The sequence below is a fragment of the Sporichthyaceae bacterium genome, from assembly GCA_036269075.1.
Taxonomy (GTDB): domain Bacteria; phylum Actinomycetota; class Actinomycetes; order Sporichthyales; family Sporichthyaceae; genus DASQPJ01.
The window spans coordinates 58,453-81,084 of sequence record DATASX010000120.1; the positions used below are offsets into that span (position 1 = coordinate 58,453).

The window sequence follows — 22,632 nt, forward strand, 5'->3', positions numbered from 1 at the left end:
AGTCAGAAGGCGTCGGGGTACTGACGCCGCGTCAGAACTGGTGCGGACACAGGAGGTCGTCGACGTGACGGCGATCGGTCTCGACGTGGGCGGCACCAAGACCGCCGTCGGTCTGGTCGACGAGTCCGGTCACGTGGTGCGGCGCCTACGCGTGGCCACCCCGCACCAGCCCGAGGAGGCGCTGGCGGCGATGGTCCAGGCCGTCGCCGAACTGGATGCCCCGGGGGCGCCGGTGGGGGTCGGTGTCGCGGGATTCGTCGACGTGGACGGCAGCACGGTGGTCGCGGCGCCCAACCTGGGCTGGCACGACCGGCCGATCGGGCGGGAGTTGGCCGACCGGCTCGGGGTGCCGGTCCGGGTGGACAACGACGCCAATGCCGCGGCCTGGGCCGAAGTCCGCTTCGGGGCGGCGGCGGGGCGCGCGAGCGTGGTCGCGGTGACCGTCGGGACCGGCGTCGGAGGCGGCATCGTCACCGGGGGAGTGTTGCAACGTGGCGGGTTCGGAGCGGCCGGCGAGGTCGGGCACCTGGTCGTCGCCCCGGGCGGGCGGGCGTGCCCGTGCGGGCAGCGCGGATGCCTGGAGCAGTACGCCAGCGGTACCGCGCTGGTCCGCGCCGGCCGCGATCTGATCGCCGCCGGTGACTCGACGGCGCCCGGCCTGCGCGCGGCCTGCGGCGACCGGGCCGACGACCTGACCGGACCGATGATCACCGACCTGGCCGCCGCCGGCGACCCGGGCGCCCGCTCGTTGCTGGCCGGCCTGGGCGATTGGCTGGGCGTCGGCCTGGCAGCGCTGGCGACCCTGTTGGACCCGGAGTGCTTCGTGATCGGCGGCGGGGTCGTCGAGGCCGGCGAGGATCTCCTCGGGCCGGCTCGGGAGAGCCTGGCTCGGCGGTTGTCGACCGGTCGCCGCGTCGCCGAGGTGCTGCCTGCCCGGATGGGCAACGACGCCGGGATGATCGGCGCCGCCGACCTGGCCCGGACCGAGCTTGCGAGCGAACCAATGGACACAGCGTGAATCCGGTGCCGATCCGGGTGCTGACCTGGGACCTCGGGGCGGTGCGCGCCGATGCCGCGCAGATCGCCGCGGCGATCCGCGCGGTCCGGCCCGACTTCGCGTGCCTGCAAGGGGCACCGACCCGGTTGCGCTGGCGCTCCCGCTCGGCGGGGGTGGCTCGGCAGGCCGAGATGCTGACCGCCGGTGGCGGCCGGTCCGGCGGCGGCAATCTGGTGCTGGCCAGCTTCCGGATGCACGTCTTCGGGTCTCAGCAGTCGATCGCCGGGCCTGACGGGTCGGACGTCGCGCTGGCCGTGGCCGAGGTGTCCCGGGTGCGGGTGGTGGTGTGCGCGACCCGGCTGGGGACGGCGAGCCCGGAGCGGTCCACGCGGGCGAGCGAACTGGTCGACAGGCTCAAGGCGTTCGGCGGCCGCCACCAGATCCTGTGCGCGGAGCCGACGGCCAACCCGGCCGGCGCGATCCAGGTGTCGCCCGGGGTGCGGGTGCTGGACTGGTGGTTGGGCGAGGGTCCGACCACCACGGCCACCGAGCGGGAGCGTCCGGTGGTGGCCGACCTGCTACTCGGAACGGTCGACTGACGACCGGCAGCGCTCAGACGACGGCCCCGTCGTCGGGCCCGGAACCGTCGGCGTCGCGCATCCGGTAGATCAACGCCGCGGCGCCGCCGATGAACGCGCCGAGCGCGAGCATCTCGTCGCCGTAGAACAGGTACCAGCCCAGCCAGCCGCGCAGCACCAGGTCGATCGGGAGCAGCGCCACGCCGAGCCAGGCCAGCTTGGTCTTGGCATCCAGCCGGGGCAGCGGCGGCGGGGGCGGCGGGACGAAGTGCTCCTCCGGGTCCGGCGGCGGCGGCGCGACCGGTCGCGGTGTGAGATCGGCCCAGGCCGAAACCGTAGGCAGGCTCGGTCCGGCGGGCTCGTCGGCGGAGGCGTCCTCGGAGACCGGCCAAGGCGGCACCGGCTCGCTGGTGGTCTTGTCCCAACCGGCCACGATCGCCTGCCAGGCCGCGTCGGACTCGGCCTGGGTCAGCACGGGCGCGCGGCCGGAGCCGAGCACGGTTTCGGAGAACTCCGGCATCCGCTCGCGCAGCACCTCGCGGGCCCGGCCGGTGCCCTCGGCATCGACCCACACCCGGTCGGTCGGCCGGTCCGGCAACTGGATGTCCAGGTACGGCCCGCGGTGGCCGGGCGCCGGGGCGGCGTAGGCGGCGACTCCCTCCGCGCGCAGCGCCTCCAGCAGGGCATCGGCGAAGTGCGGTTCCAAGTCGACCAACGGGGTGTACCGGGCCGCGGGCAGGCCGTTGCTACGGCCCGGAGTGGTCACCGGCGCACCCGCGTTCGCAAGGAACCCGCTGGAGGTGGCTGGCACGGTGACATTGATTCGCTCGCGAGCTCGCTCATGGCAAGCCCGTTGGACGGCGAGCGGCCTCGCCCGGGAGCCCGGCCTCGGTCATGGGCGCTCCGCCGCGGCCGGCGCCAGCCGACGGACGAACTCCAGGCTGGCGTCGAAGATCCGCGGCGCGTCGTGGTCGAGGGTCGCCACGTGGTAGCTGTCGTGCAGGACGATCTCGGTTACGTCGCGCGAGGACACCCGAGCCAGCACCATCGCCGAGCTCTCCGACTCCACGATGTGGTCGGTGTAGCTGCGCATCAGCAGCACCGGCTGGGTGACCCGGGGCAGGTCGGCCTGCACCGTCGGCCAGGTGCGGCGCAGCGACTCCAGTGCCCGCAGCGGGTTGCGGTCGTAGGCCAGCTCGTGGACGCCGGGCTTGCGGATGTCGTCGCCGATCGCCGGGAAGCTGCCGATGAAGCGGTGCAGCACCGGCAGCAGCCGCAGCCGGGGGTCGCGGCCGAGCACGGACGGGTTGACCACCACGACCCCGGCCACGGCCGAGCCGTTGCACTGGGCCAGCCGCAGCGCCAGCGTCCCGCCCATCGACAGGCCCATCACGAAGACCTGCTCGCAGCGTTCGCGCAGCGCGACGAATTCGCGTTCGACGCAGGAGTACCAGTCGGACCAGTTGGTCATGTTGGCGTCCTGCCAACTGGTGCCGTGCCCGGGCAGCCGCGGCAGTGCGACGGTCAGCCCCGCGGCCGCCAGGTACTGCGCCCAGGGCCGCATCGACTGCGGGGTCCCGGTGAACCCGTGGCACAGCAGAGCCCCGACGCTGCCGCCGCTGTGGTGGTAAGGCTCGGCGCCCCGCAAAACTGGCAACGTGGCCCCCTGAAGCTCTGAATCTCTCGACGAATAGTCGCACGGCGGGGTCGTCGCGCGCTGCCTCCACCGGCCTGCGACTGCGCCGAGCGAGGAGCACAGGCGAACAACAAGCGGGGCCTTAGGCTTGCTCCCGCAGCCGGGGTTTGGAGGGATGTGCGGTGCTCTACTGGATCATGAAGTACTTCCTCCTGGGCCCGCCCCTGCGCGCCGCGTTCCGACCGTGGGTGCAGGGAGCGGAGAACATCCCGGCGAAGGGCCCGGCGATCCTGGCCAGCAACCACCTCGCGTTCTGCGACTCGTTCTTCCTGCCGCTGGTCGTCTCGCGTCGGATCACGTTCGTGGCCAAGGAGGAGTACTTCACCGGCACGGGTGTCAAGGGTCGCTTCAGCGCAGGCTTCTTCCGTGGTGTCGGGCAGATCCCGATCAACCGGTCCGGCGGCTCGGCCTCGGACGGTGCGCTCGCCGCGGGCATGTCGGTGCTGGGGCGCGGGGACCTGTTCGGGATCTACCCCGAGGGCACCCGCTCGCCGGACGGCCGGCTCTACCGCGGCCGGACCGGGGTGGCCCGGCTGGCGCTGCAGGCCGGGGTCCCGGTGCTGCCGGTCGCGATGGTCGACACCGACAAGGTGCAGCCGCCCGGCCAGGTCGTGCCGAAGATCGCCCGGGTGGGGGTGCGCATCGGCGCCCCCCTGGACTTCTCCCGGTACGCGGGCCTGGAGGACGACCGCTTCGTGCTGCGCTCGATCACCGACGAGCTGATGTACGAGCTCATGCAGTTGTCCGGCCAGGAGTACGTCGACATCTACGCCAGCGTCGCCAAGTCCACGCCCCGCTCGACCACCCCGCGCGACCGCGCCGCCTGACCCGCCGTCCCCCGGACTGCACTTCTGCTGCCCGTCGCACCTATCAGGGCGCCCTGATAGGTGCGACAGGCAGCAGAAGTGGATGGTTCAGGCGTCGGCCCAGCTTCGGGCGAGCTCGACGGCCCGTTGCCAGCGCCGGTAGGCGGCCGCGTCGACGGGCTGTGGATCGAAGCGCCGGTCCAAGGCCCAGGTGTCGGCCAGTTCGGCCGGGTCGGCCCAGATCCCGGCGCCCAGCCCGGCCAGGAACGCCGCGCCCTGACCGGTCGTCTCCAGCACCGTGGGCCGGCGCACCGGGACGCCGAGTTGGTCGGCCTGGATCTGGCAGAGCAGTCCGTTGGCCGCGGCGCCGCCGTCGACCGTGAGCGCGGGAAGCTCGAGCGCAGCCTCCGCCATCATCACCTCGACGACGTCGCGAACCTCGAACGCGATCGCCTCCAACGTGGCCCGCGCGAGATGGGCGCGAGTGCTGCCGCGGGTCAGGCCGAGGATCGTGCCGCGGGCGGCCGGGTCCCAGTGCGGGGCGCCCAGCCCGGTCAGCGCGGGCACGAACACCACTCCGCCGCTGTCCGGTACTGAGGCCGCGAGTTCCTCGCTCGCCGCGGCGGTCTCGATCACCCCGAGCCCGTCGCGCAGCCACTGGACGGCCGCGCCGGTGACGAACACCGCTCCCTCCAGCGCGTAGGTCAGCGCGCCGTCCGGGGCCTGCCAGGCCACGGTGGTAAGCAGCCCGGCGTCCGAGCGGACCACCTTGCCGCCCGTGTTCACCAGCACGAACGAGCCGGTCCCGTAGGTGCATTTGGACTGCCCGGGGCGGAAGCACGCCTGGCCGAACAACGCGGCCTGCTGGTCGCCGGCCACCCCGGTGATCGGCACGTCCAGTCCGCCGAAGGCGTCCGGATCGGTGCGGCCGAACTCGCCCCACGACGGCAGCACGGTGGGCAGCGCCTCGACCGGGACCTCAAGCAGATCGCACAGTTCCGGCGACCACGCCCCGGCGCCGATGTCGTACAACAGGGTCCGGGAAGCGTTCGATGCGTCGGTCACGTGCATCTGACCCCCCGTCAGGCGAGCGATCAGGTACGAGTCGACCGTGCCGAGCGCCACCGCACCGCGGCGCACATCGGCCCACGCCGGGTCGTTCTCGGCCAGCCACGTCAACTTGGTGCCGGTGAAGTACGGGTCCAGCCGCAGCCCGGTGAGCTCGGCGACCCGCGGCTCGTGGCCGGCCGCACGCAGCCGGTCGCAGATCGCCGCGGTTCGCCGGTCCTGCCACACCACCGCCGGCCGCGGCGCGGCCAGCGTCTTGCGGTCCCACAGCACCGCGGTCTCGCGCTGATTGGTGATGCCTACGCACCGGACCGGCGTGCCGCCGGACGCCTGTGCCGCCTCGGTCGCCGCCCGACAGGCACTCAGCGTGGCCTGCCAGATCTCCTCGGGCTCGTGCTCGACCTGCCCCGGGGCGGGGAAGTGCTGGGGGAAGTCCTGGTACCCACGCGCCGCGACGGATCCGGACTCGGTGACCACCAGAGCCGTCACCCCGGTCGTGCCCGCGTCGATCGCCAGGATGCTCACCGCGCGCTCGCTTCCGGCGGGCACTGTGACATTGATTCACTCGCAAGCTCGCTCATGTCCGGCGACCTTACGCAGCCGGTGATCCCGATAACGTGGCGTCCGTGAGTGATGGGCCGAACCTGCGGCAACGGGTCCGAACCGCGGTGATCCGCGAGGCGCTCGAGGAGGCGCTGGCGCGGCGGGCGGCGGAGGTCGGCCGGGCCGACCTCGAGGTGCTCGACGTCGGCGGCGGGACGGGCGGGTTCGCCGTTCCGGTGGCCGCCCTCGGGCACCGGGTCACGGTGCTGGAGCCGAGCCCCGACGCGCTGGCCGCGTTGGACCGGCGCGCGGCGGACGCCGATGTCGCGACGCTCATCCGCTCGGTCCAGGACGACGCGAGCCGGCTCGGCGAGCTGTTCCCGCCCGAGAGCTTCGACGTCGTGCTGTGCCACGGGGTACTCGAGCACGTCGAGGAGCCCAACGCGGTCCTGGCCGCGGCGGCCACGCTGCTCCGGACGGGTGGACCTATCAGCGTGCTGGCCGCCAATCGCAACGCCGCCGTTCTGGCCCGTGCGGTGGCCGGGCATCTCGACCAGGCCCGCGCGGCGTTGGTCGACCCGGCCGGGCGCTGGGGCGACCGCGACCCGCTGCCGCGTCGCTTCGCACCTGAGGACCTGCCGCCGATGTTCGCCGCCGCGGGGCTGAGCATCACCGCGGTGCACGGCATTCGCGTCTGTTCGGACCTGGTCCCGGCCGGGTTGGTGGACGGCGACCCCGCCCGCTCCGCCGAGTTGCTCGACCTGGAGACCCAACTGGCGGTCCGGCCCGAGTTCCTCGTCGTGGCCGCCCAGCTGCACGTGCTGGCGACCCGCGGCGCGGTGATGTAACACACCCGGATCGGGGTCGAACGGTCCACGCCGGGTATTCCGGTGTGGAGCTGGGGGTGAACTGTTGTCCAGGTCGGGTTACAAGCGCGCCCTTGCCTGCTTATTCTGGCAGGTGAGACTTCTCAGGGGAGAGCTCTCGGGAGCGGGCGACCGCGATTGCGGCCGAGGAGGAGGTATCCGTGCCGCTGTCTGAGCACGAACAGCGTCTGCTCGAGCAGATGGAGCGGGCCCTCTACGCGGAGGACCCGAAGTTCGTGTCGTCGCTGCGCGGGACCGACCTTCGTAGTCACTACCGGCGGCGGGCTGCCCAGGCTGCCGCCGGCTTCGTCCTGGGCATCGCCGCACTGCTCACCGGGGTGATCGCCAAGGGCCCGCTGATTGCGGTGGGTGTCCTCGGCTTCGTGGTGATGCTGGCCTCGGCGTTGTTCGCGGTCTCCAGCTGGCGCAAGGTGACCGGCGGCGACGCTGCCGCGGCCCGGCCCGCGCAGAAATCGGGCAAGCAGCGTCCGGCCAAGCGCAGCGTCACCGACCGCTTCGAGGACCGCTGGCGCAAGCGTCGAGACCAGGGCTGAGAGGCCGGAAGGGGCCGACCCATGTTCGCGGAGAGCGCGAACCGGGTCGGCCTCTCGCTGTTCATTGCGTCGCTTCGCGCCGCCGGCGGGGGCTTCGCCACAGGCGATTGAGGCGAGCGGAGCGCGAGCAAGCGAGCTTGCGAGCCTGCTCGTGGCTCCCGAGCCAAGTGAAGCCTGTTGACCGGTTGGACCGGGCGAAGCCCGCTTCAACCGGGAACACCCGCACCCCCATTTTCGGTGGCTGCGCCCAAGGATCCGGCGCGGCTCAGTCGCCGGCTCGGCGGGGGAGCAAGGCGCGCGCCCAGGGGCGTCCGTCTGCTCGCCCGCGGTTGACCACGGCGACGGCGCCGACCCACAGCGACTTGGGCAACGCGACGGCCAGCACCCGACGCCAGGGCCCGGCGTTGCGGCGCAGCTCGGCCTCGACATGGATCGCCGCGGCTCGCAGCTGATCGGGCACCGCGACCGCGGTGCCCGCACGGGCGTATCGGGTGCGTTCGACCGTCCCGCTGACGTGGGTCAGGGCGCCGGCGCCGACCGCGGACAGCCCGCCGTCGGCGGTCAGCTGGGCGCTGGTCTGCCGCGGGGTGCGGGCCACCGGCCACGGGTAACCCAGGTCGAGGGCCTCGTCGCGCAGCTCGCTCCAGGCCGCTTCGGCGGCATCCGCGGCAGCGGCCCCCGGTGCCCGGGCGGCCGCTATGACCGCCCAGCGTCGCCGGCGCCGTAGCACCCGGACCAGGGCCGGGGACAGCAGCAGGAGCAACGGCAGCCAGCTCCAGAAGTAGAGCAACGTCTTCCACAGCGGGCGCTGCGCCGGCGGATTCGGTGTCGGCGGGGTGTTCGGGCTCTGGCACTGCGGTGCGTCCGGGGTGGCCGAGCAGTCGGCCTGGCCGCTGTCGGCGGACGAGGCGCCCGCCGAGGAGCCCGCGGAGCTGCTGCCGGGCTGCGGCGACGGGGTCGACTCGGTGCTCTGTCCGGTGTCCGGCGTCTGGTTCTGCTGCTGCTTGGTGATCAGCCAGTTCGGGGCGTGCGGGTCGGAGCTCGCGCTGCCGGGGGTCGGCTCGAACCGCTCCCAGCCGATGTTCGGCAGCCACAGCTCCGGCCAGGCGTGGGCGTCGTGGGCGCTGATGATCCGGTTGCCCGCGTCGCCGAGCCGGCCCGAGGTGAACCCGACGTCGACCCGGGCCGGAATCCCGAGCATCCGCGCCATTACGGCCATCGTCGCCGCGAACTGCTCGCAGAATCCGTGCCGGAACCGCAGGAAGTCGACGATCGCCTGGTCACCGGTCCCGGGGGTGGTCTTCAGGTCGTAGACGAAGTTGCCCGGGGCAGTGAACCAGGCCTGCAGCGCCTGCCCGATCTCCAGCGGGCCCTTGGCGTCGGCGGTGATCCGCTGCGCGGCCTGCTTCACCGACGCGGCGATGTCCGTCGGCAGTTGGAGGTATGGCTCCAGGTAGGAGGTGATCGCGATGTTGCTCGCGACGTCCGAGGCCTTGGCGTTCAGATCGTCGCTGGTGACCGAGTAGTTCAGCCCGGAGATCTGATCTCGGCCTTTGTGGCTGACGATGTTCTCGGTCAGCGGGTCCAGCCGCCACTGCCCGGGGACCGTCACCTTGATGGTCGGGTACGGCATCGGCAGGTAGTCGGACTCGAACCCGGCGGCGGCGCTGATCGTGGTGTCGACCGGGGAGACGTCGATCGCAGGCGACAGACCGACCGGGTCGGCCAGTTGGGGGTCGAACGAGTCGACCTTGCGCTTCCCGGCCTTCCACTCGGTGCCGTCGAAGCTGTCGAGGGTCACGGTCCGCAGGTAGACGTCGCCCGGGTGGGCGGAGGTCGTCGTGATGTTCATCAGGTCGGTGTCGATGGGCTGGACCAGATCCCCACGCATGGTCACCAACGGGTTCAGCGTGGTGATCGTCTTCGCCTTTGTCGTCTGGCCGAATCCCTTGTGGGCCTCGTAGCGGCCGTTGATCTTCGGGGTCACGGAGGGCACGACCATCGCCAGCGCCAGCACGACCACGCCGATGCGAGGGGCCAGCCGGTCGCGCTTCTCGGCGATCAGCATCAGGAAGGCGACGGCCGGGGCGAGGAACAGTGCGCCGGACTCCTGGCCGAAGGCGACCGGGAAGATCTCCATCGCCAGCAGGGGGACGCCGGCCAACGCGACCTTGCCCGCGGATCCCGCGACGAGGTCCACCGCGAGGGCGACCAACGCCGCCATGCACACCACGGCGAACGTCAAGGCGCCGTCGGGGTGCAAGGGCGGGGTGAGCACGAAGAGCTGGTGCCACGCCGTGCGGGTCAGGTGACCGAGCTGGCGGAACGCGGCACGGGTCGGCAGCGTCCCGCCGGCCAGCTCGCCCGGGGTGAACATCAGCAGCACGAACTCGAAGCCTGCGACCAGTTGGCACACGACGATGAGGTCATGGTTGAGCCGGAGGCTCCGGCCGCCGACGCCGAGCGCGGCGATCAGCGTCATCACACCGACCGACCGGGCGTACCAGCCTCCGCCGTGCAGTTCGGAGAACAGCACGCTGACCGCGAGCACCGCCGCCAGCCAGCCGAGGATGCCTCGGCGCAGCGGCGAGTCCACCCCCGGGCGACCGCCGGCGGTGGCTACCGGTGTCTGCGGCCGTGTCGCGGTGGTGGTCATGCGCCGGCCTCGACCAGCGGGATACCGGTGCCCGCGGCGCCCCGGGCGGCCAGCGGCCACAAGTCGGCCAGCCGATCGCCGGCCCGCACCTGCACGACGCGCCAGCCGGCGTCCCGCAGCAGAGCGACGCTTCGGGTGTACTCCCGTTCGGCGGCCGGCTCCGAACCCGGCCCGGCCCAGGTCCAGGCCCGCTGGACGATCGCGACCGCGGTGCTGGTGCCCTGCCGGCGCCGGGCGAGGTCGGAGGCGTCCTGCTCGCTCATCGTGCCCAGCACCGCAATCATCAGGCTGTCCGACCCGGCGCGGCCCAGCGCCAGGCTGGCGTCGCGCAACGACGGCACCCGGCTGGACTCCAACTCGGCCAGCCCGTCCAGCAGCAGGCCCTCGACGTCCGGTACCGGGGCCAGCAGGTCCGCCGCCGTCCCGACCAACGGGTCGCCGGTCTCGGTCAGCACCCGCAGCGAGAAACCCCGCCGGTGCAGGTGGATCGCCAACGACGCGACCGCGGAGACCGCCCACTCCAGCGAGGACGTCGCGCCCTCGCCGCGGTGCGCCGACCAGCGGGCGTCGAGCAGCAGCGTGGCCCGGCTCTGCCGGGGTTGCTCCTCCTGACGGACCATCAGTTCGCCGCGGCGCGCGGTGGCGCGCCAGTTGATGCGGTGCAGTGGGTCGCCGCGGTGGTACTCGCGGATGCCGATGTCGTCCTCGCCGGCGGTCCGGATCGCGCTCGGGCTGCTGTCGTCGCCGCCGGTCCACTCGCCGCCGAGCAGCACCTGAGGCAGGTGTTCGACGACCGGGATCACGATCAGCGTCTCGACAGCCGGGAACGCCCGGGCGATCTCGGACATGCCGAACGGGTCGCCGACGCGCACGGTCAACGGGCCCACTTGGTAGCGCCCGCGGACGGCCGGGCGCAGAACGTACCGGATCTCCCGGGTGGCGTGGCCGTCGAGGCGCTCGATCACGAAGCGCGGCTGGGCAACCGAGATGCGGCGGGGGAGCACGTCGTGGGCCAGCAGTCGCCCGGAGCGCAGCCCGGAAGTGTTTTCCAGCTGCAAAGTCACCCGGGTCTCCTCGCCGACCTGCACGCGGGTCGGCTCGATGCTGCGGCGGCAGCGGATGTTGTTCTCGGTCAGGTGCACGACCACCGCGCAGACCAGCGGCAGCGACAGCGCGAGGATCGCCACCCGGACCAGCCCGCCGGTGCCTGCCTGCACGATCGGCACCACGGCTCCGGCGATCCCGACGAGCAGGAACGTCACGCCCCGCAGGGTCAACGGGCCACGGACAGACTTGGTACGCACGGCGAACGAACCCGGTCGGCCCACGGGCCGACCGCTTCCCGGCGCCGCGCCGTGTTGCTGAGCCGTCACCAGGGCTCGCTCATCGGCGGACCTTCGTCCGCCCGTGCCAGGTCGGGGCTGGTTGCCACTGCGACATTGACTCGCTCGCAGGCTCGCTCATCGGCGGACCTTCGTCCGCCAGTGCCAGGTCGGGGCTGGTTGCCACTGTGACATTGACTCGCTCGCAGGCTCGCTCATCGGCCCGCGGGCAGGGAGACCTTGCGGACGATGTCGGCCAGCACCGCCGAGGCCGACCGGCGCGCGATCTGGGCCTCGGCCGTGGTGAGCAGTCGGTGCGCCAGCACCGGGACGGCGAGTGACTGGACGTCGTCGGGCAGCACGTAGTCGCGGCCGTCGAGCGCCGCCGCGGCGCGCCCTGCGCGGATCAGGTGCAGCGTGGCTCGCGGGGAGGCGCCCAGGCGCAGTTCGCTGCTGTTCCGGGTCGCGATGATGATGTCGACGGCGTACTTCTTGACCGCCGGGGAGACGTGCACCGCACGCACCGTCTCGATCAGCTTCACCACCGCGCGGGCATCGGCCACCGGCTCCAGGAACTCCAGCGGATCCGCGGCGCCGTGGCCGTCGATCATCAGCAGTTCCGCCGACGGATCCGGGTAACCCATCGACACCCGCACCATGAACCGGTCGCGCTGCGCCTCCGGCAGGGCGTAAGTGCCTTCCATCTCGACCGGGTTCTGCGTGGCCACCACCATGAACGGGGCGGCCAGCTCGTAGGTGATGCCGTCGACGGTGACCTGGTTCTCCTCCATGCACTCGAGCAGCGCCGACTGGGTCTTCGGCGAAGCCCGGTTGATCTCGTCGCCGATGACCACGTTGGAGAACACCGCACCGGGCTTGAACTCGAACTCGCGTCGCTCCATGTTCCAGATCGAGACGCCGGTGATGTCCGAGGGCAGCAGGTCCGGCGTGAACTGGATGCGGCGCGCCGAACAGTCGATGGAGCGGGCCAATGCCTTGGCCAGCAGGGTTTTCCCGACTCCGGGCACGTCCTCGATCAGCAGGTGCCCCTCGGCCAGCAGCACGACCAACGCCAGCCGCACGGACTCGCGCTTGCCGATCACCACCCGCTCGATCGCCGCCGCGATACGACCCGCGGTCTCCGTGAGCCCGGCGGCCGGCGGGAACCCGTAACTGCTCGCCGTGGGCGGGAACGAGGAGTCGAAGCCGGATCCGTCGTACGAGGGGGTGGACAACGGTCCTCCAGGGCGGTGCCGGCGGTGTGAGGAGCCATTGTCGCAACGGTCCTGCATGGTGTCTGCGTCAGTGGTCCCGCCGCGCGCGGGAACCGGTGCCCCAATGGGGGAAAGTGGCGACACTTTGAATCATGAGTGGAGTGAAGTGGAGTAGTGTGGAGGGTAATGGAGTAGATTGGGTCCAAGCGGTGGGGGAGGGGCCATGTTCCTCGGCACCCACACCCCCCGCCTGGACGAAAAAGGGCGGCTGATCCTGCCCGCCAAGTTCCGGGACGAGCTCGCGGAGGGTCTCGTGATCACGAAAGGCCAGGAGCGTTGCCTCTACATCTGGCCGGTCGCCGAGTTCGCCCGGATCGCGGAGTCGTTGCGCAGTGCCCCGGTCACCCAGAAAGGCCCGCGCGACTTCATGCGGGTGCTCTACGCCGGTGCCTCCGACGAGGTGCCGGACAAGCAGGGCCGGTTCACGGTCCCGCCGGCGTTGCGCGCCTACGCCGGGCTGGACCGGGACTGCGTGGTCATCGGAGCCAATTCCCGGGTCGAGCTGTGGGACACGTCGGCGTGGGAGACCTACCTGACCGCGCAGGAGCAGGCGTTCGCCGATCTGTCCGAGGAGGTGCTGCCCGGACTCATGTGACCGCGACAGGCGCGGACTGACGTGCCGTCAGGTCTCGGCCCGCTCGGTGGTGCCGGCTCACTTCCCCGGAGCCGGCCGGACGAGCGGGCGGGGACCTGGAGGCACGCAGACGCCCACCGATTCGAACTGCCCGAACAGAACCCAGCGGTGGGAGGCACGGCGTTGACCGAGCGCGAGCGAGGTCAGGAGGAGTCCGCTGCGGAGCACGTCCCGGTGCTCTGCGAGCGGATCCTCGAGGTGCTCGCCCCCGCGTTGGTGCGGCCGAACGCGGTAGTGGTCGATGCGACGGTCGGGCTCGGGGGCCACAGCGAGGCGATGCTCGACCGCTTCGACGGGTTGCGGCTCGTCGGCCTGGACCGCGACCCGATGGCGCTGGAGCGCTCCGCCCGCCGGTTGGCCCGATTCGGTGAACGCGTCCGGCTGGAGCACGTCGTGTTCGACGAGTTGCCCGAGGTGCTGCTCCGGCTCGGCCTGACCGGGATCGACGCCGCCTTGTTCGACCTCGGGGTCTCCTCGATGCAACTCGACCGCGGCGAGCGCGGCTTCTCCTACGCCCGCGACACCGCGCTGGACATGCGGATGGACCAGACCGCGCAGTTGACCGCAGCGGACATCCTCAACACGTACTCGGCCGGCGAGCTCACCCGGATCCTGCGCGAGTGGGGCGAGGAGCGATTCGCATCCCGGATCGCCAAGGCCGTGCTCGCCGAACGGGCGCGCGAGCCGTTCACGAACTCAGCCCGGCTGGTCGAGCTGATCCGCGCCGCGATCCCGGCCCCGGCCCGGCGCACCGGGGGCAACCCGGCCAAGCGCACGTTCCAGGCCCTGCGGATCGCCGTGAACGGCGAGTTGGCCGCGTTGGAACGAGCCCTACCGGCGGCGATCGACGCGATCACCGTGGCCGGGCGCGTCGCAGTGCTGTCGTACCACTCACTGGAGGATCGCGTGGTCAAGCGGGCCTTCGCGGCGGGAGCGACCTCGTCGGCCCCGCCCGGGTTTCCGGTGGAGCTGCCCGAGCATGCCCCCGTCCTGCGGCTGCTGGCGCGCGGTGCGGGCCCGGACGAGGCCGAACTCGCCGCGAACCCCCGGTCGGCCTCCGCGCGCCTGCGCGCCGTCGAGAAGCTGCGGGCGGCATGACCGCGGAGTCCCTGCGGCTGGACGAGCGCGGCCGACCGAGCGGAGGCCGGCACTCCACCGCGCTACCGCTGCCGCCGCGGACCCGGCGGACCCCGGCCACGCAACCGGTGGTGGCCGCCCCGGCGACCTCCCGTCCCGGGCGGGCCACCTTCATCCTGGTCATCGTCGCGATCCTCAGCGTCGGCCTGGCCGCGCTGCTGGGGGTCAACACGGCGCTCGCGCAGAGCTCGTTCACGGTGGCGAAGCTGCAGAAGCGAGTCTCGGAACTGAACGACCAGAGCGCGTCGCTGCAGGAGTCGCTCTCCCGCTCCAACGCGCCGGACCGGCTGGCCGCCGACGCCACGAAGCTGGGCATGGTTCCCGCGCCGGGCGTTGCCTACGTGCGGTTGGCCGACTCCTCGATCACCGGCCAGAACGAGTTCGCCGACGGTGAACCGATCCCGGCCACACCGGAGCAGCAGGCAGCACAGGCGCAAAAAGCCGCGGCAGAGAAGGCAAAGGCCGACGCGAAGGCCGCCAAGGCCGCACAGAAGGCCGCGGCGGAGCAGGCACAGGCCGATGCGGAACGGGCAGCCCGGGAGCAGGCAGCCCGCGAGGCCGCCGCCCGGGCGGCGGCGCAGGCCGCGGCGGCTCGGGCCGCGGCCGAACAACAGGCCTGGCAGCAGCGGTTGGCACAGCAGAACCAGGGTGACGGCGGCGCGATGCTGGTGGCTCCGCCGCCGGAGAGGGTGGCTCGTTGAGCGACTGCGACGAGCGAGGAACGAGCGAGGAGCACGAGCGAACGGAGAAACGGTGAGGAAGCGTCCGATGGTTCCGCAGCAGCGGCGGCAGGTGCGGCCGAGCCGGCCGAGTCGACCCAGCCGGGCGCAGCAGCCGCGTCCCGTGGTGCGGCTGCGGCGGGCCCGACTGGGCGAACCGGCCAAGCGGCTCGGTGCGGGCGCGGCGGTGCTCGGCCTGATCCTGGCGTTGATGGCCGTTCGGCTGGTGCAGGTGCAGGGCGTCCAGGCCCACAGCTATGCGATGGTTGCCGAGAGCGAGCGCTTGCGCACCGTCGACATCCCCGCCAACCGGGGCATGATCACCGACCGCAACGGACAGACGTTGGCCCGCACGGTCGAGGCGCGGACGGTCACCGCCGATCCGACGCTGGTCGCGGACCCGGCGATGTACGCCCACCTGCTCTCGCCGCTGCTCGGCGTCGACGAGCCGACGCTGACCCAGCGCCTGGCCGACCGGCCGAGGCACTACGTGGTGCTGGCCCGCGACATCGACCCGATGGTCTGGCGGCAGGTGCAGAACACCGTCGACCCGGGCACCGGTAAGGCGATCTCGGGTGTGTTCGCCGAGGTCTCCACCAAACGCGTCTACCCGGCCGACCAGCTGGCCGCGAACGTGCTCGGCTTCCTCGACGGCGCTGGGCAGGGCATGGGCGGCGTGGAGCGCCAGTACGACCGCCTGCTGGCCGGCACGCCCGGCAAGCTGACCTACGAACGGGACCGCCGCGGTGACCGGATCGCGACCGCGGCCGACCGGCAGATCGCCCCGATCGCCGGTGAGGACGTGGCGCTGACCATCGACCGCGACATCGAGTGGGTCGCCCAGCAGGCCATCGCTGCCAAGGTCAAGGAGACCCAGGCGACCAGTGGCACCGTGGTGGTCGAGGACGTCCGCACCGGCGAGATCCTGGCGATGGCCACCGCTCCCACGTTCGACCCGAACGACCCCGGCAAGGGCGACGACCTCAACCGCGGCAACCGGGCCCTCTCGCAGGTCTACGAGCCCGGGTCGATCGCGAAGATCATGACGATGTCCGCGCTGATCGACCAGGGACTGGCAACGCCGGCCACCCAGCTCGAGGTCCCCGGCACTCTGCACCGAGCCGGCCACACGCTGCACGACGACGTCGCGCACGGCATCGAGAAACTGACGCTGGCCGGCGTGCTGGCCCAGTCCAGCAACGTCGGGACGGTGCTGGCCTCCGACCGGCTCTCGCACGACGTGCTCTACCGGTACCTGCGGGCTTTCGGTATCGCCGAACCCACCGGGCTGGGCTTCCCGGGCGAGAGCCGCGGCATCCTGACCAAGCCGAACAAGTGGTCGGGCACGCAGAAGTACACGATCCCGTTCGGCCAGGGCTTCGCCGTCAACTCCATCCAGATCGCCGACCTCTACACGACGATCGCGAACGGCGGCGTCCGGCTGACCCCGCAACTGATCAAGTCGTGGACCGATGGCGCCGGGCGTAAGCACGTCCCGACCCCAGGTCGCCCCGCGCGGGTGGTCAGCCCCGAGACCGCGAGTGCGGTGACCCAGATGATGGAGCAGGTAATGGGCCACGACGGCACGGGCAAGCACATCAAGGTCCCGGGCTACGCGCTGGCCGGTAAGACAGGAACCGCGCAGTTCGCCACGGGCCACGGCTACGACGGCTACACGGCCTCGTTCGCCGGGTTCGCGCCGGCCGATGCCCCGCAGATCGTGGTCTCGGTCACGCTCCAGCAGCCGGTGAACGGCCACTTCGGCGGCGCGCTGGGCGGCCCGGTGTTCGCCCAGACCATGGCGTTCGCGCTGCAGGCCCTGGGCATCCGCCCCACCGGCGTGGCCCCGGTCCGTCTCCCGACCCAGTGGTGACCGGCAGGGCAGATCTTCGTCGGCCGGCCGGCCGTTAGCCTGTCTCCCCGTGACCCCGACGAGTCCGCGGCCCGAAGCCGGCGGCGCCCGCTCGCTCGAGCAGATCGCGCGACTGCTCGGGTTGGGTGAGGCGTCGGGGGCGCTGGGCGACGTCGAGGTGACCGGACTGACGCTCGACTCGCGGCAGGTCCGCCCGGGTGACCTGTACGCGGCGATGCAGGGCGAACGGGCTCACGGTTCCCAGTTCGTCCAGGATGCCGCGGCGGCCGGCGCGGTGGCGATCCTGACCGACCCACTGGGCCGCTACCGCTCCCGCTACGCCAACCTGCCGGTGCTCACCGTCCCCGACGCCCGGGCGGTGCTCGGAGAACTGGCCGCGGAGATCTACGGAGACCCGGCGGCCGCGCTGAAGACGCTTGCGGTGACCGGGACCAACGGCAAGACCACCACGGCGTTCCTGCTGGAGAGCGGTCTGCGGGCCGCCGGGTTGCACACCGGGCTGCTCGGAACTGTGGCGACCCGGATCGGCGACGAGGCGCTGCCCAGCATCCGGACCACCCCGGAGGCCCCGGAACTGCACGCACTGCTCGCGGTCATGCGTGAGCGCGGGGTGCAGGCGGTGGCGATGGAGGTCTCCTCGCACGCGATCGACATGCGCCGGGTCGACGGCATCCGGTTCGACGTGGCCGCGTTCACCAACCTGAGCCAGGACCATCTGGACTACCACTTCGCGATGGAGGACTACTTCGCCGCGAAGGCCCGGCTGTTCACCCCCGAGCACGCCGCCGCGGCCGTGATCAACCTTGACGATCCCTACGGGGCCCGGCTGGCCCGGATGACCCAGCTGCCACTGCACACCTACTCCGCCGCGGGCGACTCCGCGGCGGCCTGGCGCGCCACCGACGTCGTGGCCGGTCCGGACGGGTCGCAGTTCACCGTCACCGGGCCGGGCGGGGCGAGCGGGGCTGCCGTGGTCTCGTTGCCCGGTTCGTTCAACGTGGCCAACGCTCTCGGCGCGATCGTCTCGTTGGTGGTCGCCGGGATCTCGTTGGACGACGCCCTGCTCGGCGTCGCGGCCTGCCCGGGGGTGCCGGGGCGGATGCAGCGGGTCGCCATCGGCCAGCCGTTCCTGGCCGTCGTCGACTACGCCCACACCCCGGACGCGGTCGAGACGCTGCTGGCGGCCTTGCGTCCGGTGACCAAGGGCAGGCTGATCGTGGTGCTCGGCGCCGGTGGCGACCGCGACCGGGCCAAGCGGCCCCTCATGGGTGAGATCGCGTCCCGGGTCGGCGACGTACTCGTTCTCACCGACGACAATCCCCGCTCCGAGGACCCGCAGGCGATCATGGCCGCGCTACGGTCCGGGGCGGAGTCGGTGGCGATGGCTTCGGCGGCGACGTTGTACGTCGAGCACGACCGAGCCGCCGCGATCGAGCTCGCGGTGGGGATGGCGCGCGAGGGCGACACCGTGGTGGTGGCCGGCAAGGGGCACGAGCAGGGGCAGGAGGTGGCCGGCGTGGTGCGTCCGTTCGACGACGTCACCGTGCTCACCGACGCCCTGGCCAAGCTGGGCGCCGGAGCCGGCCCGTGATCGCGCTGAGCCTGGCCGAGGTGGCCGCGGCCACCGGCGGGCGGCTCGACCGCGCCGACCCGGAGGCGATCGTCACCGGGCCTGCGGTCGTCGACTCGCGGGCCGTGGTGCCTGGGGCGCTGTTCGTCGCGGTGGCCGGTGAACGGGTCGACGGGCACGACTTCGCCGCGGCGGCCGCTACCGCCGGAGCCGCCGGGGTGCTGGCGACCCGTCCGGTGGGCGTGCCCGCGGTCCTCGTCGCGGACACCGTGGCGGCGCTGGGGTTGCTGGCCCGTCGAGTGGTGACGGACCTGACGGATCGGTCCGGACTGGTCGTCGTCGGGATCACCGGCTCGCAGGGCAAGACCAGCACCAAGGACCTGATCGCGGCCGTGCTGGAATCGCGCGGGGCCACGATCGCGCCGCCCGGCTCATTCAACAACGAGATCGGCCTGCCGCTGACGGCGTGCCGGGCCGAGGAGTCCACCCGCCACTTGGTGCTCGAGATGGGCGCGCGCGGCGCGGGCCACATCCGCTACCTGTGCGAGCTGACGCCGCCGCGGGTCGGGGTCGTGCTCAACGTCGGCCTGGCCCATGTGGGCGAGTTCGGCAGTCGGGGGGCCATCGCGGCGGCCAAGGGCGAGCTCGTCGAGGCGTTGCCGGCCGACGGCGTGGCCGTGCTGAACGCCGACGATCCGTTGGTGGCGGCGATGGCCGGGCGCACCGCCGCCCGGGTGTTGACCTTCGGTCTGGGCAGCGCCGACGTCCGCGCCACCGACGTCCGACTGGACGACGGCCGGCCGGTCTTCACGCTGACCACCCCGGCAGGTTCGGCGTCGGTCGGGTTGCCGCTGCACGGTGCGCACCACGTCGGCAACGCGCTGGCGGCGGCCGCCGTCGGGCACGAGCTCGGGATCAGCCCGACCCAGATCGCGGCCGCCCTGGCCGCGGCCGCGCCGCGCAGCCGCTGGCGGATGGAGGTGACCACCCGGGCCGACGGGGTCACCGTCGTCAACGACGCCTACAACGCCAACCCCGACTCCATGCGGGCCGCGCTGGCCGCGACCGTCGCGATCGCCGGGCAGCGGCGCCGCTGGGCGGTGCTGGGCGAGATGCGGGAACTCGGCGAGTCGTCACAGGCGGAGCACGAGGCGCTCGGCAGGCTGGTCGCCGACATGGACATCTCCCGGCTCGTCGTCGTGGGCGAGGGGGCGCGGCCGACGTTGGCCGGCGCGCTCGACGGCCGGTCGTGGTCGGCGCCGCCGGCCTTCGTCGCCGACGTCGCCGGCGCCGTGGACCTGCTGCGGGCCGAACTCGCGCCCGCCGACGTCGTGCTGGTCAAGGCCTCCCGCGCGGCCGGCCTGGAACGCGTCGCCGAAGCACTGCTCGAGGTGTCGGCGTGAGGGGGGTCCTGGTCGCGTCCGCCGTGGCGTTGGTGTTCTCGTTGCTGGGGACGCCGATCGCTATCCGGATGCTGGTCCGGCGCGGGTACGGTCAGTTGATCCGCGACGACGGCCCGACGACCCACCAGACCAAGCGCGGCACGCCCACGATGGGCGGCTCGGTGATCATCATCGCCGTGCTGGCCGGCTACGCCGCGGCGCACCTCGTGCTGCGCAACCACGAACCCACGTTGTCCGGCGTGCTGGTTCTGTACCTGATGACGGGGCTGGGCATCGTCGGCTTCCTCGACGACTACATCAAGGTCAGCAAGCAGCGCAGCCTCGGCCTGCGGGCCAAGGCGAAGCTGGCCGGCCAGTCGGTGGTCGCGCTCTCGTTCGCCGGGCTGGCGATCGCCCACAAGGACGTCAAGGGCCTGTCGGTGGCCTCCACCGACATCTCGTTCATCCGCGACACCAGCTTCGGGCTCGGCGTCGCGGGGTTCATCGTGTGGGCCTACATCATGATCGCGGCCACCTCGAACGGCGTGAACCTGACCGACGGCCTCGACGGCCTGGCCACCGGCGCCTCGGCGATGGTGTTCGGCGCATACGTGTTCATCGGAATCTGGCAGTCCGGCAACAGCTGCGACTCGACGGCCGCGCCCCGGCGCCTCGGCCTGTGCTACTCGGTGCCCAACGCTCTGGACCTGGGGATCATCGCGGCCGCGTTGATGGGCGCCTGCTTCGGTTTCCTGTGGTGGAACGCCTCGCCGGCCAAGATCTTCATGGGCGACACCGGGTCGCTGGCCCTGGGCGGCGCGCTGGCCGGGTTGGCAATCACCACCCGCACGGAACTGCTGCTGCTGATGCTCGGCGGGCTGTTCGTGCTGATCACGCTGTCGGTGATCGTCCAGGTCGGGTTCTTCAAGATGACCAAACGCCGGGTGTTCCGGATGGCGCCGTTGCAGCACCACTTCGAGCTCGCCGGGTGGAACGAGGTCACGATCGTGATCCGTTTCTGGATCATCGCCGGGCTGTTCGTCGCCGGTGGCATCGGCGTCTTCTACGCCGAGTGGCTGTCCGGCACGTGAGCGAGTTGCCCGAGCTGGGTCGGGATTCCGACTGGTCCGGCGTGCACGCGGTGGTGGCCGGGATCGGGGTGTCCGGGTTCGCGGCGGCCGATGCGTTGCTGGGCCTGGGTGCGCGGGTCACCGTCATCGACGGCAGGTCCGGCGTCGTCGAGGCCGAACGGGCCGCGGTGCTGGAGGCGCTCGGGGCGCAGGTCCGGCTCGGCGACGGCGACACGTTGCCGGGCGCCGCGGACGTGGTGGTCACGTCGCCGGGCTGGCGGCCGCAGTCACCGCTGTTCGTGGCGGCGGCCGCGGGCGGGGTGCCGATCTGGGGCGAGGTCGAGCTGGCCTGGCGGTTGCGGCCGACGCGCGGGGCCGCGGCCTGGCTGGCCGTCACCGGGACCAACGGCAAGACCACGACGGTCCGCATGCTGACCTCGATCCTCACCGCGGCCGGGCTGCGCGCCGTGGCCGCCGGGAACGTCGGCACCCCGCTGCTCGAGGTCGTGATGGCCGAGCCGCGCTACGACGTGCTGGCCGTCGAGCTCTCCAGCTTCCAACTGCACTGGTCCAGCTCGCTGGCGATGCACTCGGCCGCCGTGTTGAACATCGCGCCGGATCACGTCGACTGGCACGGCGATCTGGACGCCTACGCCGCGGCGAAGGGGAACATCTACCGCGGGGTCTCGGGGGCCTGCGTCTACAACGTCGCCGACCCGCGCACCGAGCAACTGGTCCGGGACGCCTCGGTCACCGAAGGTGCTCGGGCGGTCGGGTTCACTCTTGGCGCCCCGGGCCCGGGCCAACTCGGCGTGGTCGAGGACCTGCTCGTCGACCGGGCCTTCGGCGGCAGCGACCGCGGCACCGCGGTGGAGCTCGCGACGACCGCCGACGTGGTTCCGTTGGCCCCGCACAACGTGGAGAACGCGCTTGCTGCGGCCGCCCTGGCCCGCTCGTTCGGGGTTACGGCGCAGGCCGTGCGGGACGGGCTACGGGCCTTCCGGCCGGACGCGCACCGGATCGCCGAGGTCGCGGTTGTGGACGGGGTTCGGTATGTCGACGACTCGAAGGCCACGAATCCGCACGCCGCGGCGGCCTCGCTGCGGGCTTATGACCGGGTGGTCTGGATCGCCGGCGGGCTGGCCAAGGGGGCGGTATTCGACGACCTCGTGGCTGCCAGTGCTCCGCGGATTCGGGCGGTTGTGCTGATCGGTGCGGACCGGGACGTGATTGCGAAAGCGCTGGAACGGCACGCGCCGGGGCTTCCGGTTGTTGTTGTCGAGGCGACTGACGCGGGTGCGATGGAGATAATTGTCGCTGAGGCGGCGCGGCTTGCTACTGATGGAGACACCGTTCTTCTTGCGCCGGCCTGCGCGTCGATGGACATGTTCACCAGTTATGCCGAACGCGGCGATCGATTCGCCGCCGCCGTCAAGAAACTGAGCTGATTAAACTCCCCGGGTCGTTCGAGACGGCGCAGGATGCGCGGTCGGTTGGGCATCGTCCCGGGACGCTCACTGCCGGCGCGGTCGGCGACGGCGTGGCGGTGCAACGGATCTGCCCGGGTTGAGGCGCGGCTTCGGCAGGAAATTCTGTGCAGGTCAATGCGCCGGTTAGGTCGGCAGGGGTTTTTGGGTCGGTGGGATTGTGCCGGTCGGTGGGCTGCTGATTCTTTGCGGCGGATTTGTTCGTTCGCCGGTTTTTGTCGGTGGCCTGGATTAATATTGGGTCATGGATAACGCGGTACTCGAGTCGGTCTCGGAATTCGAGACAGCTCTGACCGTTGCGCGGAAATACCTCGAGAATGATTTGTGGTCCTGCAGTGGTGGGCAGGTCGTCGAACTGTTGCGGGACTGGCATCAGGTTCGGGCCCAGATCGAGTCGGTC

General features: G+C 72.0%; 19 protein-coding genes. 13 read left to right on the plus strand and 6 right to left on the minus strand.

What is annotated here, in order from left to right:
• Positions 1–64: 64 nt before the first annotated feature.
• Positions 65–1,018, plus strand: coding sequence for an ROK family protein (locus tag VHU88_22965; GenBank protein HEX3614566.1), 954 nt, complete (start codon positions 65–67; stop codon positions 1,016–1,018).
• Positions 1,015–1,596 (plus strand): hypothetical protein, encoded by a 582-nt coding sequence (locus VHU88_22970; GenBank protein ID HEX3614567.1) that lies wholly within the window; start codon positions 1,015–1,017, stop codon positions 1,594–1,596. Before VHU88_22965 ends, VHU88_22970 begins: the two co-directional genes overlap by 4 nt.
• Before the next feature lie 13 nt (positions 1,597–1,609).
• Here the strand turns inward: VHU88_22970 and VHU88_22975 are convergent, their stop codons facing one another.
• Positions 1,610–2,341 (minus strand): hypothetical protein, encoded by a 732-nt coding sequence (locus VHU88_22975; protein HEX3614568.1) that lies wholly within the window; start codon positions 2,339–2,341, stop codon positions 1,610–1,612.
• Positions 2,342–2,467: 126 nt separating this feature from the next.
• A complete protein-coding gene (locus tag VHU88_22980) occupies positions 2,468–3,232 on the minus strand; it encodes an alpha/beta fold hydrolase (GenBank protein ID HEX3614569.1) in 765 nt (254 codons plus the stop codon).
• 161 nt (positions 3,233–3,393) lie between these two features.
• Between VHU88_22980 and VHU88_22985 the strand changes: the two genes are divergently transcribed.
• Entirely contained in the window at positions 3,394–4,098 is a 705-nt protein-coding gene (locus VHU88_22985; protein ID HEX3614570.1) for a lysophospholipid acyltransferase family protein, read from the plus strand.
• A gap of 87 nt (positions 4,099–4,185) precedes the next feature.
• Here the strand turns inward: VHU88_22985 and glpK are convergent, their stop codons facing one another.
• A complete protein-coding gene (gene glpK, locus VHU88_22990) occupies positions 4,186–5,670 on the minus strand; it encodes a glycerol kinase GlpK (protein HEX3614571.1) in 1,485 nt (494 codons plus the stop codon).
• Between the two features lie 101 nt (positions 5,671–5,771).
• On the opposite strand from glpK, the gene VHU88_22995 reads away from it, so the two are divergent.
• Together VHU88_22995 and VHU88_23000 are read left to right on the plus strand one after the other, a co-directional pair.
• Positions 5,772–6,536 (plus strand): methyltransferase domain-containing protein, encoded by a 765-nt coding sequence (locus VHU88_22995; GenBank protein HEX3614572.1) that lies wholly within the window; start codon positions 5,772–5,774, stop codon positions 6,534–6,536.
• Positions 6,537–6,715: 179 nt separating this feature from the next.
• Entirely contained in the window at positions 6,716–7,108 is a 393-nt protein-coding gene (locus tag VHU88_23000; protein HEX3614573.1) for a DUF3040 domain-containing protein, read from the plus strand.
• Positions 7,109–7,373: 265 nt separating this feature from the next.
• On the opposite strand, the gene VHU88_23005 is transcribed toward VHU88_23000, so the two are convergent.
• The 3 genes from VHU88_23005 to VHU88_23015 all read right to left on the minus strand — a co-directional run bounded on the left by VHU88_23005 (position 7,374) and on the right by VHU88_23015 (position 12,321).
• Positions 7,374–9,764, minus strand: coding sequence for a DUF3488 and transglutaminase-like domain-containing protein (locus VHU88_23005; protein HEX3614574.1), 2,391 nt, complete (start codon positions 9,762–9,764; stop codon positions 7,374–7,376).
• The gene (locus VHU88_23010) at positions 9,761–11,068 is read right to left on the minus strand and encodes a DUF58 domain-containing protein (GenBank protein ID HEX3614575.1); all 1,308 of its coding nucleotides are present in this window, start codon (positions 11,066–11,068) and stop codon (positions 9,761–9,763) included. The genes VHU88_23005 and VHU88_23010 overlap by 4 nt, the downstream gene beginning before the upstream one ends.
• 233 nt (positions 11,069–11,301) lie before the next feature.
• On the minus strand, positions 11,302–12,321 hold the full coding sequence (locus VHU88_23015; GenBank protein ID HEX3614576.1) for a MoxR family ATPase: 1,020 nt from the start codon (positions 12,319–12,321) through the stop codon (positions 11,302–11,304).
• A gap of 202 nt (positions 12,322–12,523) precedes the next feature.
• Between VHU88_23015 and mraZ the strand changes: the two genes are divergently transcribed.
• The 8 genes from mraZ to murD all read left to right on the plus strand — a co-directional run bounded on the left by mraZ (position 12,524) and on the right by murD (position 22,193).
• Positions 12,524–12,955, plus strand: a complete 432-nt coding sequence (gene mraZ, locus VHU88_23020) for a division/cell wall cluster transcriptional repressor MraZ (GenBank protein ID HEX3614577.1) — start codon at positions 12,524–12,526, stop codon at positions 12,953–12,955.
• Positions 12,956–13,117: 162 nt separating this feature from the next.
• Complete coding sequence (gene rsmH / locus VHU88_23025; GenBank protein HEX3614578.1) at positions 13,118–14,092, plus strand: 16S rRNA (cytosine(1402)-N(4))-methyltransferase RsmH; 975 nt, start codon at positions 13,118–13,120, stop codon at positions 14,090–14,092.
• Complete coding sequence (locus VHU88_23030) at positions 14,089–14,832, plus strand: hypothetical protein (GenBank protein HEX3614579.1); 744 nt, start codon at positions 14,089–14,091, stop codon at positions 14,830–14,832. The genes rsmH and VHU88_23030 overlap by 4 nt, the downstream gene beginning before the upstream one ends.
• A gap of 52 nt (positions 14,833–14,884) precedes the next feature.
• Positions 14,885–16,723 (plus strand): penicillin-binding protein 2, encoded by a 1,839-nt coding sequence (locus VHU88_23035; GenBank protein ID HEX3614580.1) that lies wholly within the window; start codon positions 14,885–14,887, stop codon positions 16,721–16,723.
• 49 nt (positions 16,724–16,772) lie between these two features.
• Positions 16,773–18,314, plus strand: a complete 1,542-nt coding sequence (locus VHU88_23040) for a UDP-N-acetylmuramoyl-L-alanyl-D-glutamate--2,6-diaminopimelate ligase (GenBank protein HEX3614581.1) — start codon at positions 16,773–16,775, stop codon at positions 18,312–18,314.
• Complete coding sequence (gene murF, locus VHU88_23045) at positions 18,311–19,696, plus strand: UDP-N-acetylmuramoyl-tripeptide--D-alanyl-D-alanine ligase (GenBank protein HEX3614582.1); 1,386 nt, start codon at positions 18,311–18,313, stop codon at positions 19,694–19,696. The genes VHU88_23040 and murF overlap by 4 nt, the downstream gene beginning before the upstream one ends.
• Positions 19,693–20,766 (plus strand): phospho-N-acetylmuramoyl-pentapeptide-transferase, encoded by a 1,074-nt coding sequence (gene mraY, locus VHU88_23050; protein ID HEX3614583.1) that lies wholly within the window; start codon positions 19,693–19,695, stop codon positions 20,764–20,766. The genes murF and mraY overlap by 4 nt, the downstream gene beginning before the upstream one ends.
• Entirely contained in the window at positions 20,763–22,193 is a 1,431-nt protein-coding gene (murD, locus tag VHU88_23055) for a UDP-N-acetylmuramoyl-L-alanine--D-glutamate ligase (GenBank protein ID HEX3614584.1), read from the plus strand. Before mraY ends, murD begins: the two co-directional genes overlap by 4 nt.
• The last annotated feature ends 439 nt before the right edge of the window (positions 22,194–22,632 follow it).